The organism is Microvirga sp. TS319 (assembly GCF_041276405.1).
GTDB lineage: Bacteria > Pseudomonadota > Alphaproteobacteria > Rhizobiales > Beijerinckiaceae > Microvirga.
Genome location: NZ_JBGGGT010000001.1, coordinates 553,050 through 574,813, shown reverse-complemented (window position 1 = coordinate 574,813; position 21,764 = coordinate 553,050). Strand labels below are relative to the sequence as shown.

Below are 21,764 nucleotides of genomic sequence, written 5' to 3'. Positions count from 1 at the left end.
GACACAGTTAGCGGGCCTTCGCGCAAACTATAACAAAGAGTTAATCTTCCAATGCAGCTGCTTGTCAAAACGCAGACATCAAAAGAGAAATCGATGACTGATGACCGTTATAACTTCGGAAGGGATGTTTTAGGGCCAGTTGTCGCGCTTTATCTTCTGCGACTGTATGGGCATGCGGTCTACTTCGAGGAGAAGCTCGACGCTAAAATCTTGTTCATGTCCCGCGCGGGAATTCGCATCAGGAGAGCGCTTGAGACTTTCGTGCGGTCTGCACGTCTCAAGCCGCTGACCAATGCAGATTATCTCTGGGCATCTCGGTTTCTTATTGCCAAGGGAACCTGGCGTAGATCTCCGGACCAGACGCTTCAGTTAATCCTCTCAGAGTTTCCCCACGGCACCGTCGGGGACATCGTGAATGCTTTGTTTAGGCACAATGGAGTTCCCTCCAAGATAGCAACGGATCCTGCTCTTCAGCGCCCGTCGGGTGACTTGGTCTCCATCGTCGGCAGCTCGGAACCATTAGGCAAGACGATAAATGGTGCACTGGGTCAAGACAGCGAGGCTTTTGAACGATATATTGAATCTCTTCTGAGCCACAACCCTCGGGCGTTGATTGTTGACACCGGCTGGCAGGCGACAAGCCAACGTCTTTTGGCGCAAGCGTTTCCCCAGGCTGACTGGTGGGGAGCTTATTTCGGTCGCATTATCTCGCCTGATCCTACGAAGAACTTCGACCCGGCCCGCGTTATTGGCTTGATGTTCAATGCGGGAAAGTACGACCCACTCAAACCGGAGACTTGTCTGGTTGAGAGCCGGCATCTCATTGAAAGCCTCTTTGAACCCCATGCGCCCAGCGTCGAACGCATCTTGATCAACACCAATGGAGCCGCTCAATCACCAGAAATTGACGCGATCCTGGCGGATGCACCAACTAAACAGTCTGACCCTCTCTTCTGTGGCGTCCTCGACTACTTGGACGAACTCCCCCACGGATCTGGCATCGGCGCGCTAACCCATGAAGCTGGTACGTGCTGGAAGCAACTTGCGGAAGTTATAATATATCCGACGCGCAAGAACGTAAACATGCTTCGCTCCATCGAGCGCTCTGCCGATTTCGGACGGAACCTTAAGGTTCCTATCGTCTTCGCAGCTGAAGACCGACATCAGTGGGATAAGCCTGAGCTTCGGGTCAAGGAATCATTGTGGCCGAGTGGCCAGATAGCTCTCGAGTACCCGCCAGAAATGGCGCGTGTGATGCAATCCAAGCTGCACGGCCCATCGAGTGCGATTGCATCACGCCTTTCGCCACGCCCATTTCTTACGAGTACTCGTAGAGGGCGACCCGCTGTAGCCGTGATTACTCGCACTCTTGACCGCCCAATGTTTCTGCGTCGAGCCATTGAGAGTGTTCACAGCCAAACGTTCAAAGACTTCGTGCACGTCGTCGTCAACGATGGAGGCGACCCCGAGCTTGCGAAGTCAGTGATCGCGGAGATGACCGGAACTGGCGGCAGGGTACCCGCCGGCGGTCGTAATCTATCCGTCGACGAGCGGAATATTATTCTGGTTGATAACGTCGTAAATCGGGGAATGGAAGCCGCATCCAATATAGCGATCGCAGCGTGCGAAAGTGATTACATCGTCATCCACGATGACGATGACACATGGGAGCCGACTTTCCTTGAAAGAACTGTATCATTCCTCGATGACTCAAAGAATCACCTCTACGGCGGTGTTATCACAAAAAGTACATACGTGTCCGAAGAAGTTACCGGATCAGGTATCGCTATCCACGGTCGCAGCCCCTATAATGAGTGGCTCGACTCGATCAACATCATGGAGCTGGCGCAAGGGAACGTCTTCCCGCCGATCGCATTTGTGTTCAGGCGTGATGTATACGACAATATTGGCCGTTTTGATGAGCGCTTCCCAGTTTTAGGTGACTGGGACTTTAATGTTAGGTTCCTCGCCCAAACCGACATTGGTATCGTTCCAGAATACTTAGCCAATTATCATCATAGAGACCGTGGCGATATTACATCCTTCGGTAACTCAGTCATAAGCGGCCGAAGCAAACATCTCGAGTTCGCTTCGGTAGTGCGCAACAAGCTCACGAGGACCAGCGTCGGCGGACAAGAGGGATCACTTGGAGCTCTTCTTGGAATCGGGCTACATTTCCAGGATCTCTTGCGAACAAGCCGCGAGAGCTTGGCAATACTTCGCACGCTAAAGACAGGAAACACCGCACATTTGGCCGCTCAGTCTAGCGAGAGTGAGAACGAGCTTGCAAAATACAAGGCTGCCCTCGAGGTCCTCGCGTCCTTGGTCAATTCAGGAGACACGTCAACTCTTAGAGAGATAGGCCTGCGCCCACCCAATCTTTTCGGATTGAGGCGCAGGTCCCATGGCAAGATCTCTGTTGGGCAATTGGCAGATCGCTTACTAAGCTCTACACGTTCGTCGAGCTTTGGGGTTCCCGACAGCTTTTCCGAGGCACGTTACCTCGCTGCCAACCCTGATGTCGCAGAGAGTGTCCGGCGTGGGGTCTTTCGCTCGGGATGGGAACATTACACCCGTCATGGCAGGACTGAGAACAGACCTCTCACGAGCTAAGTCTGAGTGTGACGCTCTGCATTGGAGCGTGCGGCGGTTGTGTGGAATCGGAATAGCCGCTTCCACAAGGCGGGTCACGGTAGGTCGGGAGGCTTTCTATGCCTGCTCCTCTCCCGAGACTTGGGTGAGCGGATCGTGCGTGCGGTGGAAGGCAGCTCCTCCATTCGGCAGGCGGCCTTGCGCTTTGACGTGAGTCCGCCAGGCGCTCTGACGCCGATGCCGCGCTTTCGCCAGAGCGGAAGCCTGGCTCCGACGCACTTTGGCGGACACCGCCGCCCCATCCCCGCGCCGCATGAGAGGTTCGTGCAAGGTCACCTTGCCGCCAAGGCTGGCTTAGGTAATAACCTTAGAATAAGATGACACCTCCACCTAAGAAAATCATTTATAGTAATGATCTATCTTCTCCGTAGAGCCACTTTTGCCTCGGTCCTGCTATTCTGCAGTGTTGTTAGTTCCGTGGGTCAGGTCAGCCTAGGCGTAAATCGCCCAGGAATTGCGTGGCAGCAGAACTGGCCTTCGATAATTGACGCGATGGCTCAGGATGGAGTCCGGAACGTCCGAATTATGCTCGTTCCCCAAATGGAGAAAAATTGGGAAGTCATCGAGTACTTCAATAAGAAGAATATCAATGTAGTACTTTTTGTTCTTCTCTCGCAGCAATACCTTTATGGTCCCGAGATGAAAAAGCGGGGCGGTTCTGGTCTAGTCCATGATGTTGCACCACTGTCAGAACTTGACCTAAGCAGGTTCGAGGATGTGTTCCTAAAGTTTCTTGTCGGAGTGGAAGCCCGGAAGCTCAAACTAGCTGCCGTACAGATAGGCAACGAGTTCAACTCTGCGGACTTTAATGGCGACTTGCCGCTCATCCAAGGCGGTGCGGTTCTCAGCGCAAAGACCTATCGCGAGTATTCATTTTGGTCAAAGTTCGAGGGTGGTCTCAACAAGCTTGTTGAGGCCGTAAGGTTCACTCGTACCGCGCTCAATGAAACAAGCCAAACTCGCGGGACGCCAGTCATACTCGGCGGCTTAGCGCGTCCTAGCAACGAATGGCTCTCTCAGGTGAATGCATCGTTAGTTGAGCCGGGGGTCGCGCTTCGCACATTGCGTGAGCTAGGAATTGATAGGTATGTGGACGCTTATGCAGTACATATCTATCCCCGCCTGACAGAGCCGGTTGACGACGCTGGAGGCGCCATCGCATCTCAGGTCACATCTATCCTCAATGAGGCCAGAGATGGCATTGATAAGTCCAAGCCTTGGTGGATTACCGAATGGGGCTTCCCGAAGAGCTTCGCTAGAGCGAACGGCAGCAATTCACGCTTGGGCTATTACCTTTCGTTTTTGAGCATTCTCAGTCAGCATTGGTCTGAGGTTGTCCAGGCAAGTTTCATTTTCGATTGGAATGAAAGTAAGGTCTATGGGGTGTGGGACGGGGGAAGCGTTCTTGGAACAGACGGGTTCTTCGCACACCAAGAAGGTTCGCGGTTCCCGCCTACCATCAAGCAGCAGAGCCCATCAAATCCTTGAAATCATCAGTCTTCCAGCTATGGTTCCATCCAGGGATGGGCGTCTCCCAGTGGGGACCGTAAACCTTCTCAAGATATGCGAAAGGATTCCTAGGTATCGGACATTCATGGCCGAAGATCTTCGTCTTGAGTGGCGGGAAAACATCGGCATAGTGAATTTCACGCCGTGGGCCAGGCAGAAACGAGATGAAATCGCCTTCCTTGATTCCGACAAAGACATCACAGAAGAACGATACGCCAGCCTTCGAAACCCATCGATGGGCGATATGATTGCCCGTCACATTAAATTTGCTCTTGGCTAGAGCAGATGAAAGTATTGAGAGTGCAAGAGGAAAGCTATGCGCTACTGATTGATCAAAGATGGCGATGATATCGAGGTCATCATCATGGGGAATGAAATCACGACCGCGGATGAGCCCGAGGACTGCTCCATAGCCGAGTGAGCATTCAATGCCTGCGGCAGATAGGGCATCGATAATCTCGTTGCAATGGCGAAGGTATCCTTGCTTCTCAGAATTTGACCAGAAGCGAAACGATCTCTTTATGCCATGAACGGTGACTTCCCGCTCATATGGATGCACAAATCGTGCGTTCAACTCTTTGATAACTGAACGGTAGTGCTCTTCCGAAAGGCCAAACTTCGAAGCTTCAGTGCGAACGTCCTTTGGGTCGACGACGCCGGTCTCAAAGAAACTTGCAATGGCTCGCGCGAAAACAAGGCGATGGGCAGCAGTCTGCGGATTATCGCCTTGTCCGGCCCTGCTCAGAAGCAGTCGACGGTATTCAGAGACACGACCATTCCCATCGTAATGAGTCCGCCATGCCTCGCCGTCGCTGGAGACTTCAATTTTAATCCCCCATGCGTGATGCGCGGAATAGCCTATTTGTGCGCAGATCTGGAGGCGATCAAATTTCACCTCCTGACCAAGGTCAAAGGTTATTATTGGTAGTCCGCTTTGTGCGGTTGAAAGCAAAGTTGGATCATTGCCAGACAGCAGAGCTTCATACTGGCCATCAAAGTTAAACCCGTCGACTGGATTTCCTATCCAGATCGAGCAGCTTGGAATGTCTATCGAAACATATCCATCGCGGGCTGCTCGGAAGAGACGAAACTTCGTTATCGCCAGCGGTGCCTCGCCTGGCTTGGAGAGGCGGATGTATCTGGCCGATGCCCCGCTGATTAATAATGGATTTGACGGCCCGTTGAAGCCTAACTGAGGAAAGAACGTTTCCCGCAGGACTCGGGCCTCTTCTGCAAAAAGCTCAAGATACGACATTGTTTGAGAACCTCCTGAGCCTTCTCGTCAGATACTTCTTGCGTGGCCGGAGAGCCTTTAGCGGCTACCGCAGGAGCCTAACAGGTCCCAAAGGGTTTGCTATTCACGAGTGAACACACAGCGTGCAACGTGAGCGTCGTCCTGCTTATGCTTGGCGAAGCCGAAACCTTCAACAAAGTAAGAGAGCTTGAAACCCACGTTACGGGCACGATCGATCATCTCAAGCGGGGCGACGTACCTACGGTAGTGCTCTGGCGTAACTTTCGTTTGTGCTTGATCCCGGGGCGTTCGAAACTCGACAGCGAGCTTCCCGCCAAAGAGGCCTGTGAGACGAGACGCAGCCGCGAGGAAATCTCGCTCTTCCGTTTCAGTAATGGCATGCAGGAAGAACCGGGCGTAGATGAGGATCGGCCCTGTCAACTTTGAACTGGCGATGTAGTCCCGGATCCCATTCTCGAATCCAGAGGACGAAACAGAGCCCTGCATGAAGGCGATGTTCGGGACTCGGCGAGTCTTACTTTTGTCCAGACACCGCTGGATTACGACCTCGCTGTTGTCAACGCCAAGGACGTTCAAGTCTAAGCTCGCAAAAAAGAATGAGTCACGACCGCTGCCACAGCCAACATCAACGATCGTCCGAATGTCTTCCAGTTCTCCAGTGGCGAATGCCGCAAACTGGGAAGGAGCCTCGGGGACAGAAGCCTTCGCGTAGAAATTTTCCCAGTATTGCCCTTTTTGGGACGCAGCGGCGTTCGGAGAGGATGAATTCTGGTCCATTGATGCCCCCGTAGGATTGTTTGGCCGTGTACTGTCATGGAATTGCCGCACGCGCAAGTGCGGCAACAGCGACAAGCGAACAGACGTAATATGTAGCGCTGTGCCAATATTTACTGGAGAACCACTAAGTTTATGACCTATTATACGAGCTTCCGCGGTCACTTAGACAGTAGGTCAAAGCTCACTGCTGAGTTGTATCTCTGAGCGTTGCCGTATAGGATATGGGCGTCTCTCGCAAGTTCCGGTCTAATCTAGAGAAGTGCTTAGGCCGCTTGGGCGATAAAGTTTCGGACAAGCTCATTCCAGAGCCGCTGCGCTGCCGCTTCCACTTTCTTACGATCGCGCACGTCCTCTGCAGCGAGATAGCCTGTACGGACCAAGTGTGCGATGTCTTCCCACATAAGATCGATGTGAGGACGGTAGGCGATCCCCGCCTCTCGACGTTCCCGGAGCGCCCTTGTACGCAGTGTACTCATGTTGCATAACCCGTTGTCCAAAGTGCGCTAGGTACCCCAAGGCTGCGGGTCACGCAACGCCTTCCCGAAGTAGAGGATTGGCAAGAGCGCATATGGGCTCAGGAATAGCTGCTTGAAAGATCAAGGGCTTAAGGCCGACTGAAGATCACAGTGCAGGGGGTTCGTCTGCCTCTAGGCCCGCTCCTTTCCTTTTACATCTCAGAGGTTCGAAGGCATGTGGAGTTGAGACGGCACCTGCAGTATAACCAAGCCTATCACCACACTGATCCTGACCTTGTTCTCCCAAGGGTTCCTTCCTACCCTGGCCTCGTCTTAGGATAGCCCACCGCCCAATGCGCCAACAGTGACCAGCGTGCTGTTGGGGTCGCGATTCACCGCGACGTTCGTAGTCGGACCTGTCCCTCATCCTCCGCCGAGTTTGGGGAGGAACTACTTTTCGGGAGAGTTATGCCGTTCTTGACGAACAACTCCCTTCCAATAAGAAAGCTTCGATGAAAAGAGAGGGGGGCCTGGCTCCATCGCATCCATGGCCTCCGCGATCCATGAAAGAGAGATCTTATGGCAAAGAAGGTGGATTGGTCGACTATAGTCACCAGTGATGATTTGACGGCCGATGCGAAGTTGCTGCTGCCTTTGCCAGATGGTCTCGGACTTCGGCTAAACGCTTACTCGATGGCATGCTATCAACCGATATTTAATGAACTTGCGGCTGTGTTCCCACCGAAGGCGATCTGCGAGATCGGGGTGAGTAAGGCTGAACTGTCTGCGATCCTGCTCGACCTTGCCGAAAAGAACAATGCAGACTTGGCATTAGTGGACCCGGCGCTTGCTCCTGAGGGACGCGACTGGCTTGAAAAGCATCAGTCGGAGGGAAGGATTAAGCTCTTCGAGTCGGAATCGATTTCCTTCCTAGCTAAGGACGCAGAGCGGTTCGACTACTTTTTCATTGATGGCGACCACAACTATCAGACGGTTCGGGATGAACTCCGCCTAATTGATGCGGCCAAGGGTAAGTCCCCTTACATCGTGCTCTTGCACGATGTGGGATGGCCGTGTGCCCGACGAGACATGTACTATAACAAGGCGAGGATTGAGGAACGACACCCGGCTCAACCTGGGTATTTGAGCCCGTTTGAGCAGGAGGTTTGCGAATTCGGAATAGATTATAAAATCCCGGTCGCGATTCAGGAGGGAGGCGCGCGCAACGGCGTTTTAACAGCGGTCGAAGACTTCATTATGCAAAGTGATGGAGCTTGGCGATACTATGACGTCCCGCTTTTCTTCGGCCTGGGTCTGTTGTGGAACACAGAATGTTTCGATGAGGACAAAAATCAGGCCATCCTAGCTATTGCTGAAAGCCTTATGAGATGGCGGACCCTGTTCGGGACCAGCGAGCTTAATAGGCTAATGCTCTTGATGCGTCTACAGCAATCGGGACTTACCTGGCAAAGTCAGCAGCGAGAAATTGCAAGGTTGGGCGAAGTAATACGTGTGCTGCGCAAGAAGCTTTCCGATCAAACAGCGGCTAGCTTCTAGCTGTCTGGATGCGAAACCTCCTTGGCGTGAGCGAGGACCTGGAGAGCTTCCGGCAACGCGTATGGATCGGGCGGCTTGGAGCGGTGGTTGGCCAGCTTCGGCTCGGCGATCAGACGGCTTCGCACGACCTGCTCGGGTGAGGCGCCCTTGAGCACGCGCTGACGTCTTCGGTTGTAGGCCTGGTTGAAGCCCTTGAGCAGCGTCTCGAGGTCCCGATGGCTGAATATCGTGATGCCCAGCACCTCGCGCTGCACCCGGCCGTTAAAGCGCTCGACGAGACCGTTCGTCTGAGGCGTGTAGGGCTTGGTCGTGCGATGCTGCACCTTCAGCGGGCGGCAGGCCGCCTCGAAAGCATCGGCGGTAAAGCATAAGCCGCGGTCGGTGAGCACGTGCGTGATCGTGAAGGGGGCAGCGCCGATCGCCTCTTTGAGGAAGGCGATCGCGCTGCCCGTCAGCTCATCGTCCTTGACCGTCAGATGCACCCAGCGCGAGCACCGGTCGATCGCCACATACAGAACGCGCTTGCGGCGCTCGCCATTGGCGGTCGCCAGCTTCGGCAGATGCTTGATGGCCATGTGCACGAAGCCGAGGTCGTAGTCCTTGAACGTGCCGCTTTCCCGTTTGCGCTGCTGCGCCGGTGACAGGCGGCCAAGGCCTTCCGCCTTGAGGATGCGGTAGACCGCATCGCGGTTGAGATGGGGCAGGAAGTGCGTGACGATGAAGGTCAGATCGTCGAGCGGAAAGCCGGTGGCCTGCCGCAGGGCGCAGACGATCGCCCGCTCCTCGTCGGTGGCTTTCCCGGGCAGCTTGTGCGGCCGGCTAGAATGGTCCTGGCAGTCCTCGGCTCCGCGTTTGCGCCACTTGCGGACCGTCTCGGTGCTGACGCTGAAGCGCTGGGCCAGCACGCCGGTGGGCTCGGTCGAGCGGGCAATCGCCTGGCGAACGGCTGGGGTGGTGCGAGCATGCGGATGAAGGGACAGCATCACGTCCTCCTGCGGCGAGGAGCTCGGCGTCGCAGGCCGTCAAAGCGCCAACCATACTCCTCAATCGCGCAACGCACCTGGTCCCAACAACGTTCCGCTACCAAACACCCTAGCACTACTTTGACAGATGTGAGGAACCCGGCAGGCCTCGCTGACGCCTCTTCCTGAAGGATTGTCCGCAGGAGGTCGTCATGAGCACCTCAGTGGCGTGGGAACACGAACTTCAGTCGTGGCTTGAGCCCTTCCTCAAACCGCTGCGTCATCCAGCCCGCCGGCGCATGTGCCCGCTTTATGTGGCCGGGTTAATCGGACCTGGCGAACGCAAAAGCCTGCAGCCGATGATGGCTCGGTGGCCCCGCCGACTACGATCAATTGCATCACTTTGTGGCCGTTGGCCCATGGGACGAGGCGCCGCTGGAAGCCGAACTGCTGGCTCAGGCCAATCGCCTCGTGGGTGGGCCCAAGGCTGTGCTGGTGATCGACGACACGGCGCTGCCCAAGAAGGGCACGCATTCGGTGGGGGTCAGCCCGCAATATGCCGGCGCTCTGGGCAAGAAAGCCAACTGCCAGAGCTTGGTCTCGCTCACGCTGGCCGAGGATGAGGTACCGCTCCCCATTGTCTTGCGGTTGTTCCTGCCGGAGACCTGGATCAAGGATCCGGACCGCCTGCAGCACGCGGGCGTGCCCGAGGCGTTCTGGGTTGCACAGCCCAAGCCCGAAATCGCGCTCGCTGAACTCCAGCGGGTCCTGCAGGCCGGGGTGAGCTTCGGGGCCGTTCTGGCTGATGCCGGCTACGGCATCAGCGCGCCCTTCCGTCAGGCGCTCTCGGCTCTCGGACTACTCTGGGCGGTGAGAACCGTGCGCATTCAGAAGGTGTATGCGGCGGATGTGCAGATGATCACGCCTCCGCCGTCGCGCGACCGACCCCGCACGAGACAGATCCCGGACCAGGAGGCGGTCACGGCGGAGGCGAGGCTGGCGAGGACGTCTTGGCGGTGGGTCACTTGGCGGCGCGGCAACAAAGAGCCGCTGCGGGCGAAGTTCGCTGCTGCGCGCGTGCGCGTCGCCGACGGACCGGCCGTGCACCTGCGCGGGCATGCCAATCAGCATCTGCCGGGTAACGAAGTGTGGCTGGTGGGCGAGCACCGCGCGTCGGGCGAGCGCAAGTACTATCTGTCCAACCTGCCGCCGGACACGCCACTGAAGCAACTCGCCTCTCTGATCAAAGCCCGCTGGGTGTGCGAGCAGGCGCACCAGCAGCTCAAGGAAGAGCTTGGGCTCGATCATTTTGAGGGTCGCTCGTGGCGCGGGCTGCACCGGCACGCGCTGCTGACGCTGATCGCCTATCTGTTCCTGCAGCATCTGCAGTTGCGGGCCACCTCAGGGGAAAAAAGAAAAGCCAGCGGGCCACCACCGCAACCCAGCTTACCGGCCATCCGACGCAGGCTGCTTGATCATCTGGCACACGCCATGCATCTGCGATGTCCGCTCTGCCGAACCCGCTTCACCCTTGGCTCACTGATGAAAATGCCAAAGTAGTGCTAGGTCCTGTTAGCGCTTGAATTCATTGTGTCTGCAGGCGATTTGCTCATCTTGTCTGAAGGAGGAGCCATGCTGACGGATGCACAATGGGCGATACTGGAGCCGCTGGTGGAGCAGTGCCGTCCGAAGGACAAAACACCACCGCAAGATCTTCGTCGTACGGTCAAGGCCATCCTCTGGCGGCGCGTAAACGGTGCCAACTGGCGTGCTGTGCCCGTTGAACTGGGGCGATGGTGGCGGGCAGCTCAGACCTTCATCCGCCGGGCCCGCCTATGTATCTGGAAGCGGCTGCTCATCTGGTGCACCAGCACACGGCATCCAGCTTGGATTGACGTTCCTGGACAGCACCAGCGTGCGCACTCACTATAAGGCGGCTGCGCCGCGAACTCCTGTGACTTAAGCGGTCCACCGTAATCCGTGATTGTCGAGTCACACAGCGCGGTTCAAGCTAGGCAAAATGGCTTCGGCTCAGTGGGCACTGGACGGCCCCCAAGCTCTTAACCTGTGGCTGCTGACCGGGAAAGCGGCCAAGTTTAACTAATCGTTCGGCATGTTGCGCCAGCGCACTACCCCTAAAGAGGTATATGCCCTAGGTTGTGAACTCGAACCAAGACCGAGGACATGATTCATGCGTTCATCTCTCCTTTGCCTGTTAGCCGGAACTGCTGTCGTTGCGACCGCCTCTGCGACGCTTGCCGCTGATCTTCCCTCCCGCGTCGCTCCAGCCCCGCTTCCGGCTATCGCTGCCGTTCCTCTGTTCACCTGGACAGGTTTCTACGCGGGCGTGAACGCTGGCTATGGTTTCTCGAACCACGATGACGACAGCATCGGTGTTCCCGTGGGCACCTTCACGGGCGCATTTGCGGCGACCTCGGGCACGGTTGCCGCCAAGGAGGACAACGGTGGCTTCGTAGGTGGTGGCCAGATTGGATACAACTACCAGATCGGCCAGTTCGTGGTTGGCGTGGAGACCGATCTCCAGTTTGCCGACATTGGCAACGCTGGCCGGGACGCGACGTTCACTGTCGCGACCGGTGCTTTCCCGGCCGGGTTTACCCCCCGCGCGGGCCGCGACAGCCTCGATTACTTCGGCACGGTTCGTGCCCGTGCAGGTGTCGCGTTTGATCGGGCCCTGGTCTACGTCACCGGTGGCTATGCCTATGGCGGCTATGATCTCGATGGAGCCATCAGCAGCAGTGGCGACGACGTGCGTCATGGCTATGCCGTGGGTGGCGGTGTCGAGTATGCATTCACCAACAACCTGACGGCCAAGGTCGAAGGCATGTATGTCGATCTGAACAACACCCGCGGTGGGTACATCGGCACGGGTCCTGGCGGCACCGGCGTGTATGTCGTGGATGCTCGGCGCCAGGAGAATGATTTCGGGGTCATTCGTGCGGGCTTGAACTACAAGTTCGGCGGCTTCTAATCCATCTGCACGTCGAAGGTCGCAAGGCCCGGGGCCAACCCGGGCCTTTTTCATGGCGCTGGCGCGAGGCTCCCAATCAACGGTAGGGGAAGTCGCGGCAACTGAGATGAAGGATTGGGGGACCCAACTCATACCACGTCCTGATGAGAGCGACTCGTCGCAGTCTCAAAGCGCCTGAGATGTGATTCAACATGGCAAGCGAGGAGGTTTGCCATGTCCATTCCCGTCGCCCTCCGGCCTGATTACGATGCCGTTCGCCTGCGCCAACTGGCCCGCCGGAGCAAGGATGCCCCGCAGACCCGCCGCTTGCTGGCCCTGGCGGTGATCTACGAGGACGGCTCGCGCACCCAAGCGGCTGAGATAGGCGGAGTTAGCCTGCAGACCGTGCGTGACTGGGTGCTGCGCTTCAATGCCCATGGACCCGATGGGCTCCTGGATGGCAAGGCGTCAGGCCAGCCTTCGATCCTGAGCGACGAGCATCGTCAGCGCCTGAGCGAGATGATCGAGAGCGGCCCGATCCCGGCCGTGCATGGGGTGGTGCGCTGGCGCCTGGCCGACCTGATGCAGTGGCTCTGGGAGGAGTACCGGATCCGGATCTCGAAGCAGACGCTCAGCCGTGAGCTGCGGGCCCTGAACTTCCGCAAGCTCTCGGCCCGGCCGCATCATCACGCCAAGAGCGAAGCGGCCGTGGCTGCTTTTAAAAAGACTTCCCTACGCGTCTGGAGGAGATCGCGCATGAAAAGGCCGGCGGCCAGCCCCTAGAGATCTGGTTTGCCGACGAGGCGCGGATTGGCCAGAAGAACAAGATCACCCGGCGCTGGGCGAAACGCGGCACGCGCCCATCTGCGCCACGGGATCTGAGAACGGCTTCCGCTTACATCTTCGGGGCGATCTGCCCAGCCCAGGGCAAAGGAGCGGGCCTGGTGCTCCCCCGCTGCACGACAGAGGCCATGGCGCTGCATTTGGCCGAGATCTCCCAGGCCGTAGCACCCGGCGCGCACGCAGTGCTGCTGCTCGGCCAAGCCGGCTGGCATGTCTCAACCAAACTGAAGGTGCCGTTGAACATCACCCTCGTGCCGCTGCCGGCAAAGGCACCTGAACTGAATCCGGTGGAGAACATCTGGCAGTATCTGCGGGAGAACTGGATCTCCAACCGGGTGTTCACGTCCTACACCGACATTCTCGATCACTGCTGTGCAGCGTGGAACAAGCTCACTGATCAACCCTGGACCATCATGTCCATCGGCTTGCGCGAGTGGGCGCACCAATGATGATCAGCGGGACTTGGTATCAGTCCCTGCTGCCGAGAAACGACTGCCGAAATTCGACGCACGCTGCCACATCCGAGTAGATATCCGCCGTGGATTGGGAAGCATTGTTTGATACCCCCCAGATCTCCTTAACGGACTACACCAAAAGTTCGTTGTATTATGTTATATCAAACTATCATCTGCCGCAATCAAAGCTTGGCGGGCACGCGTGGAAGCCCAAAATACCCGTCAATTTTGGGCTAGGACATGACCAATTCGACTCAAGCTCTTGCTCCACAGACCTCGGTACCTGAAGTTCAATTATGCAGCCAGACGTCTTTCCTCAGATCGGACGATGGCCGCAGAGGAGTAGAGTTTCCGCCCGCCGTGCCACGGAGCAGATTGATGCTGCTTATATTATTAGTCCCTGTCGCTTTCTTGGCCGGTGTCGTCGCCGGAGGGGTCATTACAGCAGCATCCATTTCTCACGCCCTTGAGTGAAGAAGGCGCGCTAGGCTCTCACATCCAAACAGACACATGCTTCCCTGACCGGATGGACCTGCACGTAAATACCCTTCGTTACCCCAGATCTTTGAAGCATATAGGGCCTACAGGAACACCCTAACCGTGATGGTTTTTAGGATCCTAGTGAGCCGTCCGGTGTAGCCGCACCAAATGCACTGCGCAGCCTCAATGGACACTGGCCCGGAGAGCCATTACGCGATCGCGATCGATTTCAATCATCTCCAAGTCAACTGAAATTGGGAAAATCCCTTGAAGTGAGAGTCTATCACCTTCAAAACCATCACTAATCGTGAGCCATATTCAACCTCGGCTTTGGTAGGTCGTTGATGTTGGTCAAAGATGATACGCTCTCGATCACGCACTCAGGCGGGGATCAAGTTCTCAAGGGCGACCGATGATGGCCCGCCTGCGGGGAAGTAGGCCTTCTTGGCCACCATGCCAGCACGCCGGTTGTCCTTGAGGCAGTAACTTTCACCACTGATCTGAACTACGGTTGAGTGGTGCAGCAGCCGATCGAGCATAGCTGCCGTAATCACAATCGGGGCGCACGCCATTCACCCTTCCCCGCCAGACCGATGACGTGAACTAATCCCGCAACATCGCCGCCAACTCCGAGTTCACCAACCAGCCCGTCAACACCTAATCCGAGGAATGGCAGATCGGGACCGAAGCTCGCATCATCCTGAAGATGTCCAAGGACGAGCGTGACAAGCTCTTCAACGGCAAGAAGGACGAGAACGGGAAGACCGTCGACTTGGGCGTCATCAGCATCCGCGGGCTTAAGGCGGCTGAGGCAGTCAAGGCGACTATGGAGCGGCCGCAGCATGTCGGGAATAATCGCAATCAGTGAACAGGACCAGTTCCTGCCCGTAATCCTTGGATCGCCATGGACCTTAACCCTTCGGTGAGCTGAAAAGCTGCAGGCTGCTGTTGCATCAGGATAGCCACTTCGCAGCGTACCGGGAAAATCTTACAAGCTCACATTGAGTCCAGTTGACACCTGATGAGACAGGCAGGCGTAGGACTTTTAACTGTTGCAAGGAAATAGGCATTGCCGAAAAGATGCTATGTGGGTTGTGTGCGCTTGCTTCTGGCGACTGCTCTTGGCATCGGCGTCAGTCGTCATTCTGATGCTGTTGCGGACACTCTCGGCACACGTGATCGCACCTGGTTTCTGACGGTGGTTGGAGCACAGTGGATCGAGACACGCCTACCAGCTTTTCCTTACAACGCAGTCACTAGAAAGCTGAGGGCTGACGATACGTACTTCGTGTCAGGGTCTGCGAGCCGAGCCATTGTGCCCCAGTTTAGTACTCCGGTTTCGACCACAGGTTGGGCATTATCGGGCAACTCTCTTGAAGCCGAAGTTCAGCTCGTAAAGCACTGGGGCTTTCAAGACCACATTGAGGGAACCGCAGCACTGGTCTTGCGCAGCGGCGAGATCCCTGTGATCGAAGGCTTATCTTTCAACGTCGCCTGGGGGAACGGCCTCTCATACGCCTTTGCGGATCCAGGCTACGAATTTGGGCCTGATGGGGCTCGTGGCGTCGGCTCTAGGCGTCTCCAGTACTACATGGGCTTCGAAACCGAATGGACCCATACATCGCTTCCGAAGGTGCACCTTGTTACAAAGCTGCACCACCGCTCAGGCATCTATGGGATCATCAGCCCTCAGAGAACAGACTCCAACTATCTCGGCGCGGGCGTCCGAGTCGATCTCGATTAAGAAAAACCATGGCGCCAAGACCATCGACCAGGGCGTCAGCGGCATTCGAGGGCTGAACGTTCTAAGGAGATCAAGGCCATTTGCAAGAAGCCCCAGGAAGTCCGGGCCGCCAAGCGATAACGGAGGCGTGAGTTGCCTGCGCCGCCTGACCAGTTGGGCTCTTCTCACGGTCCCTCAGCCGCGGCTCGATGGAGCAGATGCTGGCGGCCTATGAAAAGCACGGCGGCAACATCATCGCCGTGGAGGAGGTGCCCGAGGATCAGACCCATCAATACGGCATCGTCTCGGTGGGCCAGGAATTCGGCCAGACTTTCGAGATCACCGGCATGGTGGAGAAACCCCCGAAGGGAACCGCGCCGTCGAACTACATCATCTCAGGCCGCTACATTCTGCAGCCTGAGATCTTCGACCTTTTGTCGAACCAGGAGCGTGGCGCTGGCAACGAGATCCAGCTTACCGACTCCATGATCCGCCTGATGAAGGACCAGAAGTTCTTCGGCATGAAGTACGAAGGCACGACCTACGACACGGGCTCCAAGGTCGGCTTCCTCATGGCCAACGTGGCCTATGCCCTCGAGCGAGAGGACCTCGGACCCGCCTTCCGGCAGGAGCTCGAAGCCTTCCTGCGCCAAAAGTAATCACGAGTCACGGTTCAGGATTACACGGGGGTCGTGCAGGCTCTCATCAGATTGAAAAAGCAGGAAAGTACTGCCCAAGCACCGAGTGCCGGATTGGGCGGGCCTTGAGGATGGACATGGCCGTAGTGCTGTCGGGCGGCGCGGCTATATTGGCAGCCACATGGTGCTCGAGCTGCCATTCCAATGATAGGCGTACTGGAGGTGTGGTTCTCCTGGACGAGCCTGGGGACGTCTACGCGAGCAGCGCGTTCCGGGAACAGCTTTTGGCTCTGCCGCACAGACTAAAAGGCGCATAGTCGCGTGGGGCCCAGACCGGGGATATGAGACCGGCTCCATGACAATGCTTTGCGCAAACTGCAGGACTTGAAGTGTTACGTCCAGCATCCGGCAATGAGAATGCACTATCAAGCCGTGGGATCAGAAATTTAGGGGCCTGCTTTGCCTGTTCCGACCGAACTACAGGATAGGCTTTATCAGTATGGACTACCGGATGCGTCTCAGAACTTGGCCCTCGCCCTGTCCTGATCGGGTGATGTACAGTGTGTCTTCTTCGACCATCGCGAAGTACGTATCGGCCCCGATCGCGAACACCACCCACGATCCCGTGATGTTCTTGATCGTCATAGTCTCCCACTCAAAAGACTTTTCTCGATTGCGGTTAGCCTGGAGACGGCTAACATCGAGGGCGATTTCATAGCTGCCGGCTTGCCAACGCCCGTTAAGGCTGCGCAGGGCGTCGGAGGCGACCGCCGGCCTGTTATTGACCAGCAGAAGAATGGTCACAAGGAGGCTCTTCAAGTGCATTCGCACCTATTAACTCATACACGGCTAAAGGTCACTATTCATGATTGCGGGGACCGCGCTCGCGATCATCAAGTTCTGGCTCAATGCAGGGCAGAAGGCGATCCAAGTCGAGAAGCGGGCAGTTGAGGCTGAGGAGACAGCCGACAAGGCTCACGAGAAGATTACGATCCTGCAGGTCTTGGTGAATGCCTACCAAGTCACGCAGGCCGAGCGCCTCGTGTCACGCGAAGCCCTACGGGAGGTCGAGGAGCGGCTCTCGGGATCGATCGATCAGCTTAGGGCCAGGCTCGAGCGGCTTGGCGAGAAGCTGGATGGCCCCGTGAAGGAATTAAGCAGCCATCGGGCAGGCGGGCCGGCCAGCGACCTGTTGTGCGCATGCCACTGGCACAAAATTAGGCAGAGATGCTGCCTTCTTGCGCTCGCCGATTGTGCTAGCAACAACTAAACTTTGCGGTGCAGCACGGCGATGGGCGTTGCCGTGCTGCTCGCCCCTCTTGGGCGTTTCCTCCCTAAACTTCGGACTGCCAGCGATGGCGGCCTTTTTTCTTGGGACGGGTGACTAGTAAGTGGTTGCTGCGCAAGCAACGCAGTAAACGCCGACTTCACTTGTTGAATGGTATTAGCGAACCGCTGATTCACTGTCTTGCCGCCGAGCTGTTCGGCGCTATGTCGTCCACTCCCCAGGCGATGCGGCACATCCCTTCAGCAATATGCCCCGCTGGCTTAGGGCGGCGGGTTTCTTTTCGTTTATGGCTTGGCATCGGCTCCATCCCAGATGGCTCGTAGTAGAGCTCAGACCCTTTGATCATTCGTCATCTTTCTTTGCCCTGCGGGAGCACAGGTCTTGGCAGGACAGCCCAATGCGGAGGCAACGGTTGCCACGGGTATGCCTCCAGCAGATCCGTCGCGTCGACTGCGGCACGCATCCAACACGGATCAGATGAAGCAGATGGGGCTCAATCTGACAGACACGATTGTCTGAGGCATGATCGCGGGGCCATGGCAAGGATTCCAACTCCGCCGGGCCAACCGCTGTCGACAACCGACCGGCCGCTACGCGGAGTGGATCACTGGACGCCTTTACGCCCTACCCTGTCGGACAGCCACGGGAGTCCCGCGTCCATCCTTAACACCCGATAGAAGTCTGGTGATCTGATCGTCTCTGCGCTTGATCCAGGAATGGCTCTAGCTGCCACCGCCGGCGTCCGGCTCAGAGCGGCCCTGATTGTTGCGGTGCCTTCTCTGGGACAGGTGGTGTCTCTATCAAGCGACATTCGGAATTGGACCCTTGGCGACAATTAAAACTGGACCCTCCGCATCAGGCTGAACCACTTTGGCCGGATGCCACGGCGGCCTTCAGTAGACCGCTCCGGCGCTTCTCCCGCAGGCGATAGCTGTCGCCCCGAACAGTGATCACGTGGCTATGATGAAGCAGGCGATCCAAAATCGCCGTCGCCACCACGGGATCCCCAAAAACCGATCCCCATTCGCCCACGGCGCGGTTGGATGTCACCAGCATCGCTCCGCGCTCATAGCGCCGAGAGACGAGTTGGAAGAACAGATGCGCTGCATCCGGCTCGAACGGCAGGTACCCGAGTTCATCGACAATCAGCAGCCTCGGCTTGCTGTAATGCGTCAGCCGCTCCTCGAGCCGCCCCTCGCCGTGCGCCTTGGCCAGTTGCGCCACCAGGGCGGGGGCCGGCACGAACAGCACCGTATAGCCGGCAACAATCGCCTCGCGGCCGAGCGCCACTGCCAGATGCGTCTTGCCGACCCCGGGTGGCCCCAGGAACAGAACCGCCTCACCATTCGCGATGAACCGGCCGGTCGCCAGCTCCCGGATCTGGCCCTTGTCGATCGAGGGCTGGGCGGCAAAGTCGAAGCCGGCCAGATCGCGAACGTAGGGAAAGCGTGCCAGACCGATGCTCATCTCGATCCGCCGCTCATCCTTACGCGCAATCTCCCGTTCGCAGAACAGCCCCAGCGCTTCCCGGATCGTCAGCTCACGCCGCGCCGCCTCATCCACCAGGCTATCGAGTTGGTCGCGGATCGCCGTCAGCTTGAGGCGGGTCAGCATCGCCACCAGATGATCATGCGAGATCTCCATCAGAAGCCTCCCCCGACCACCGCCTCGTACTCGGCCAGCGGCCGCAGCAGGGCCGCCGTGGCAGGCTCGGCGCGTACCACTTTGCCGCCGAAGCCGGCCACTCCTTCAAAGTGCGCCGGATCGACCAGGCGCTGGCAGCGGCCCGTCTGCCGGACATGGACCGCAACCTCCCGGCCAGCATGGCAAATGCGCAGGGTCTGCTCCGAGATCGTCACCCGCACGGTGGCCCCAATCAGCCGCCAGGGCACCGAATAGGCATTGCCGTCCACCTCGATGGCGCAATCCGCGTGGACCTTGCGGGTGACCTCGCGCAGAACCTGGAACGAGGGGATGCCGTCGATCGGCTTGAGCGCCGCGGCCTCGTGCCGAGCGAAGCGCTCGGCCGGCACCTCTCCGGTTGTACCGTGCACCCGCTGGTCGGCGATCTCGCGCACTCACTGATCAAGATGAGCCTCCAGAGCCGCGAAGCTATCGAAGGTGCGCCCGGCAATGGCATTCCTCTTCACGTAGCCAACGCCGCGTTCGTCCTTGCTCTTGGTGCGGGCCCGGTAGGGAAAGCAGGCGCAGGGCCGGAAGCCCCAGTGCCGGGCAAAGGCGCGCAAGCGGGCGTTAAATTCCACCTCTCGGGTCTCGACATCATGGCGCAGGACCAAGCCGCGGTCATTGTCGAACAGAACCTCGGTCGTGACCCCACCAAAGTGCCGGAAGGTGCTTTCCAGGCCCTCGAACCAGCTCTCTTGGCGCTCGTTACGGAAGGCGCGCACGTGCAGGCGACGCGAATAGCCTAAGGTCGCCACGAACAGGAACACCTTTGTGGACGTGCCCCCGATCAGAACGCGCCGCTCGCCGAAGTCGATCTGCAGCTGCTGCCCGGGCGGGGTCTCGAAGCGGACGGTGGCTCGCGCCTGTGCCGCCAGCTCGTGCCGCAGACCGATGACAGCCCGCTCGACCGTGCGCAGGCTGACATTGATGCCTTTCTCGGCTAGGAGTTCCTGGCGCACGACATCGGCATTGCCGGCGTGGCGGTGAAAGCGTTCAGCCAGCCAGTCCTCACACCCAGTCAGGGTGCGGCGGCGGGCAGGACGCCGATAGGCGAGGTATTCACCCTCGGCCAGATAGCGGCGCACCGTCATGTGACTGCACCCCAGTTCGCGAGCAATCCGCCTGATCCCCCAGCCTAGGACCTTCAGGCGCAGCATCGCCGCCACGTCATCCGGCGTTCGCATCTCCTCTCCCCGCGGGACCTCCGCCCGGGGAGAAATCTGACATCCCTTCGACCTCATCTCGTCCTCTCAAAAGGTGGAGCGAGGGGTCCAGTTCTTCATGTCGTTAGGGGTCCAGTTTTACATGTCGCCTGACAGTCTCGACTGCCTGAGAGCAGGCGTCGGTCATGCGGCGCATCTCGTCGACCATCTTCAGAATTGAGCCAGCCAATTCACGCCGGCGGCGGACTTCCGCCTCGTCCCTAGTCGCCTCCTTCGTCTGCTGTCGGTAATCCACCCCATAAGCGCGTCGTTCGCCCTCCTGCGCCATCATCAGACCCCTGACGCACTTTTTGAACATGGTGATCAACTGCGCCGCCATCGTCACCCGGTTCTCCAAGCCTTCAAACGCGATATCGCCTAGCATGGTCGGCGTCTCTCTTTGAGCAACCGCAAAGCCTCTTCGTGCAGCGCGTCCACCTGCTCCCAGGCGGCTCTGCGCCGCTGGAGGACGGTCGCGAGCGAATCGGGAGCTCGCGCTCGGTCAGTGCCCTCGCCTGCCGTCAGCGCTGCCCCTGAGGGCTCATCCGAAGCTGGCTGGATCGTCCCCGTGCGACCGCTGCCTGCATCACCGTGCACCCAGCCCGCTGTCTTGGCCCGGCGCGAGATCGTGGCCCGTGACACGTTGAACCTTTTGGCAATCGCACGGACAGGAACTCCGTTCACATATTGCTGTGCGATTGCGCCCCATATTTCCTGTGCTGGCGTTGTCATGGTGTCCTGTCTGCTCTCTCAATCGCCATGATGTACCTGGACACGGGAGTAGTGCGGAAGAACCTTCCTCAAACTGGACTTGCGAGCCGCGCCCCGTCTTTCCAGTTTGGATTGGTCTACCTCCTGCCCGTGCCCAGACGCGCTCACGTCCGCAGCTCCGCTGATCATCATCCAGAACGATCTTCCTGCGCTCTCCGCGGCACCTCTCGTGCAACGATCCACCCCGAGATCGTCCGCTTCCAGGGGCTGTTTCGCCCACACGGCAACTGCCTCTTTGGGGCTTCCGCTCCAAGATGCTGGATCTTCTGGCGCTTGGCATGCGCGGCGCGGCGATGATCGTCGCGTGTCTTGTCACGGGCACAGGTGTCATGCGCCGGTCCCATGTTTCCAAAATCGTCTTGACCACCTAGTTCCAGTGCCCGCAGGTGCTCCACAACCCACCGCTCGCGCACGGCATCAATTGTGCGCCCGCACAGCACGCACACGCCGCCAGTTGTCTCCCACACCTTGAGCCGCTGACGGGGCGTCAGCTTGCGCCGGCGCGTCGTTCCCACATCATTGGTGGCGATGAAGGGCATG

The 21,764-nt window shown here is 58.1% G+C and carries 15 protein-coding genes and 5 pseudogenes; 11 read left to right on the top strand and 9 right to left on the bottom strand.

All coding sequences use genetic code 11. The annotated features are described in order from the left end of the window. Positions 1-93: 93 nt before the first annotated feature. Both AB8841_RS02630 and AB8841_RS02625 read left to right on the top strand, forming a co-directional pair. Positions 94-2,613: a glycosyltransferase family 2 protein gene (locus tag AB8841_RS02630; RefSeq protein ID WP_370434313.1), complete on the top strand. Its 2,520-nt coding sequence runs from the start codon at positions 94-96 to the stop codon at positions 2,611-2,613. Between the two features lie 564 nt (positions 2,614-3,177). After that, positions 3,178-4,140 carry a hypothetical protein gene (locus AB8841_RS02625; protein ID WP_370434312.1) on the top strand — a complete coding sequence of 321 codons (963 nt, stop codon included), beginning with the start codon at positions 3,178-3,180 and terminating at the stop codon, positions 4,138-4,140. Here AB8841_RS02625 and AB8841_RS02620 read toward each other — a convergent pair. Together AB8841_RS02620 and AB8841_RS02615 are read right to left on the bottom strand one after the other, a co-directional pair. Further along, complete coding sequence (locus AB8841_RS02620) at positions 4,112-5,416, bottom strand: LicD family protein (protein WP_370434311.1); 1,305 nt, start codon at positions 5,414-5,416, stop codon at positions 4,112-4,114. The two genes, AB8841_RS02625 and AB8841_RS02620, sit on opposite strands and share 29 nt — an antisense overlap. Positions 5,417-5,515: 99 nt before the next feature. Then, positions 5,516-6,193 (bottom strand): class I SAM-dependent methyltransferase, encoded by a 678-nt coding sequence (locus tag AB8841_RS02615; RefSeq protein ID WP_370434310.1) that lies wholly within the window; start codon positions 6,191-6,193, stop codon positions 5,516-5,518. A gap of 1,034 nt (positions 6,194-7,227) precedes the next feature. Here AB8841_RS02615 and AB8841_RS02610 point away from each other — a divergent pair. Then, positions 7,228-8,205: a class I SAM-dependent methyltransferase gene (locus AB8841_RS02610; RefSeq protein ID WP_370434309.1), complete on the top strand. Its 978-nt coding sequence runs from the start codon at positions 7,228-7,230 to the stop codon at positions 8,203-8,205. On the opposite strand, the gene AB8841_RS02605 is transcribed toward AB8841_RS02610, so the two are convergent. Then, the gene (locus AB8841_RS02605; protein WP_370434308.1) at positions 8,202-9,188 is read right to left on the bottom strand and encodes a DDE-type integrase/transposase/recombinase; all 987 of its coding nucleotides are present in this window, start codon (positions 9,186-9,188) and stop codon (positions 8,202-8,204) included. The genes AB8841_RS02610 and AB8841_RS02605 overlap by 4 nt on opposite strands. A 191-nt stretch (positions 9,189-9,379) precedes the next feature. Here AB8841_RS02605 and AB8841_RS02600 point away from each other — a divergent pair. The 4 genes and pseudogenes from AB8841_RS02600 to AB8841_RS02585 all read left to right on the top strand — a co-directional run bounded on the left by AB8841_RS02600 (position 9,380) and on the right by AB8841_RS02585 (position 13,430). Next, a pseudogene (locus AB8841_RS02600) lies at positions 9,380-10,642 on the top strand (IS701 family transposase). Between the two features lie 157 nt (positions 10,643-10,799). Continuing rightward, positions 10,800-11,106, top strand: a pseudogene (locus tag AB8841_RS02595) (transposase); the annotation flags it as partial. Between the two features lie 252 nt (positions 11,107-11,358). Continuing rightward, positions 11,359-12,159: an outer membrane protein gene (locus AB8841_RS02590; RefSeq protein WP_370434307.1), complete on the top strand. Its 801-nt coding sequence runs from the start codon at positions 11,359-11,361 to the stop codon at positions 12,157-12,159. 213 nt (positions 12,160-12,372) lie between these two features. Then, positions 12,373-13,430, top strand: a protein-coding gene (locus AB8841_RS02585) for an IS630 family transposase (RefSeq protein ID WP_370434306.1) whose coding sequence is annotated in 2 segments (ribosomal slippage) — positions 12,373-12,865 and positions 12,865-13,430 — 1,059 coding nt in all. Because the reading frame shifts where the segments join, the coding sequence is not laid out codon by codon here. 866 nt (positions 13,431-14,296) lie between these two features. Here AB8841_RS02585 and AB8841_RS02580 read toward each other — a convergent pair. Continuing rightward, positions 14,297-14,467, bottom strand: a pseudogene (locus AB8841_RS02580) (ATP-binding protein); the annotation flags it as partial. Positions 14,468-14,622: 155 nt separating this feature from the next. On the opposite strand from AB8841_RS02580, the gene AB8841_RS02575 reads away from it, so the two are divergent. The 3 genes and pseudogenes from AB8841_RS02575 to AB8841_RS02565 all read left to right on the top strand — a co-directional run. Further along, entirely contained in the window at positions 14,623-14,784 is a 162-nt protein-coding gene (locus tag AB8841_RS02575; protein WP_370434305.1) for a hypothetical protein, read from the top strand. A 228-nt stretch (positions 14,785-15,012) separates the two neighbouring features. After that, the gene (locus tag AB8841_RS02570) at positions 15,013-15,660 is read left to right on the top strand and encodes a hypothetical protein (RefSeq protein WP_370434304.1); all 648 of its coding nucleotides are present in this window, start codon (positions 15,013-15,015) and stop codon (positions 15,658-15,660) included. A 173-nt stretch (positions 15,661-15,833) separates the two neighbouring features. Continuing rightward, positions 15,834-16,298: pseudogene (locus tag AB8841_RS02565) on the top strand (UTP--glucose-1-phosphate uridylyltransferase); the annotation flags it as partial. Between the two features lie 483 nt (positions 16,299-16,781). Here the strand turns inward: AB8841_RS02565 and AB8841_RS02560 are convergent. Next, the gene (locus AB8841_RS02560) at positions 16,782-17,081 is read right to left on the bottom strand and encodes a hypothetical protein (RefSeq protein WP_370434303.1); all 300 of its coding nucleotides are present in this window, start codon (positions 17,079-17,081) and stop codon (positions 16,782-16,784) included. Between the two features lie 61 nt (positions 17,082-17,142). Here AB8841_RS02560 and AB8841_RS02555 point away from each other — a divergent pair, with 61 nt between their 5' ends. Continuing rightward, positions 17,143-17,547 (top strand): hypothetical protein, encoded by a 405-nt coding sequence (locus AB8841_RS02555; protein ID WP_370434302.1) that lies wholly within the window; start codon positions 17,143-17,145, stop codon positions 17,545-17,547. A gap of 873 nt (positions 17,548-18,420) precedes the next feature. On the opposite strand, the gene istB is transcribed toward AB8841_RS02555, so the two are convergent. From istB to AB8841_RS02535, 4 genes and pseudogenes are all read right to left on the bottom strand, one after another. Then, complete coding sequence (gene istB / locus AB8841_RS02550; RefSeq protein ID WP_370434301.1) at positions 18,421-19,209, bottom strand: IS21-like element helper ATPase IstB; 789 nt, start codon at positions 19,207-19,209, stop codon at positions 18,421-18,423. Further along, positions 19,209-20,492 (bottom strand): annotated as a pseudogene (istA, locus tag AB8841_RS02545) (IS21 family transposase). The gene istB and the pseudogene istA overlap by 1 nt, the downstream one beginning before the upstream one ends. Before the next feature lie 46 nt (positions 20,493-20,538). Next, positions 20,539-20,838, bottom strand: a complete 300-nt coding sequence (locus AB8841_RS02540; RefSeq protein ID WP_370434300.1) for a hypothetical protein — start codon at positions 20,836-20,838, stop codon at positions 20,539-20,541. 514 nt (positions 20,839-21,352) lie between these two features. Beyond that, positions 21,353-21,763, bottom strand: coding sequence for an HNH endonuclease (locus AB8841_RS02535; protein ID WP_370434299.1), 411 nt, complete (start codon positions 21,761-21,763; stop codon positions 21,353-21,355). Position 21,764: the final 1 nt, after the last annotated feature.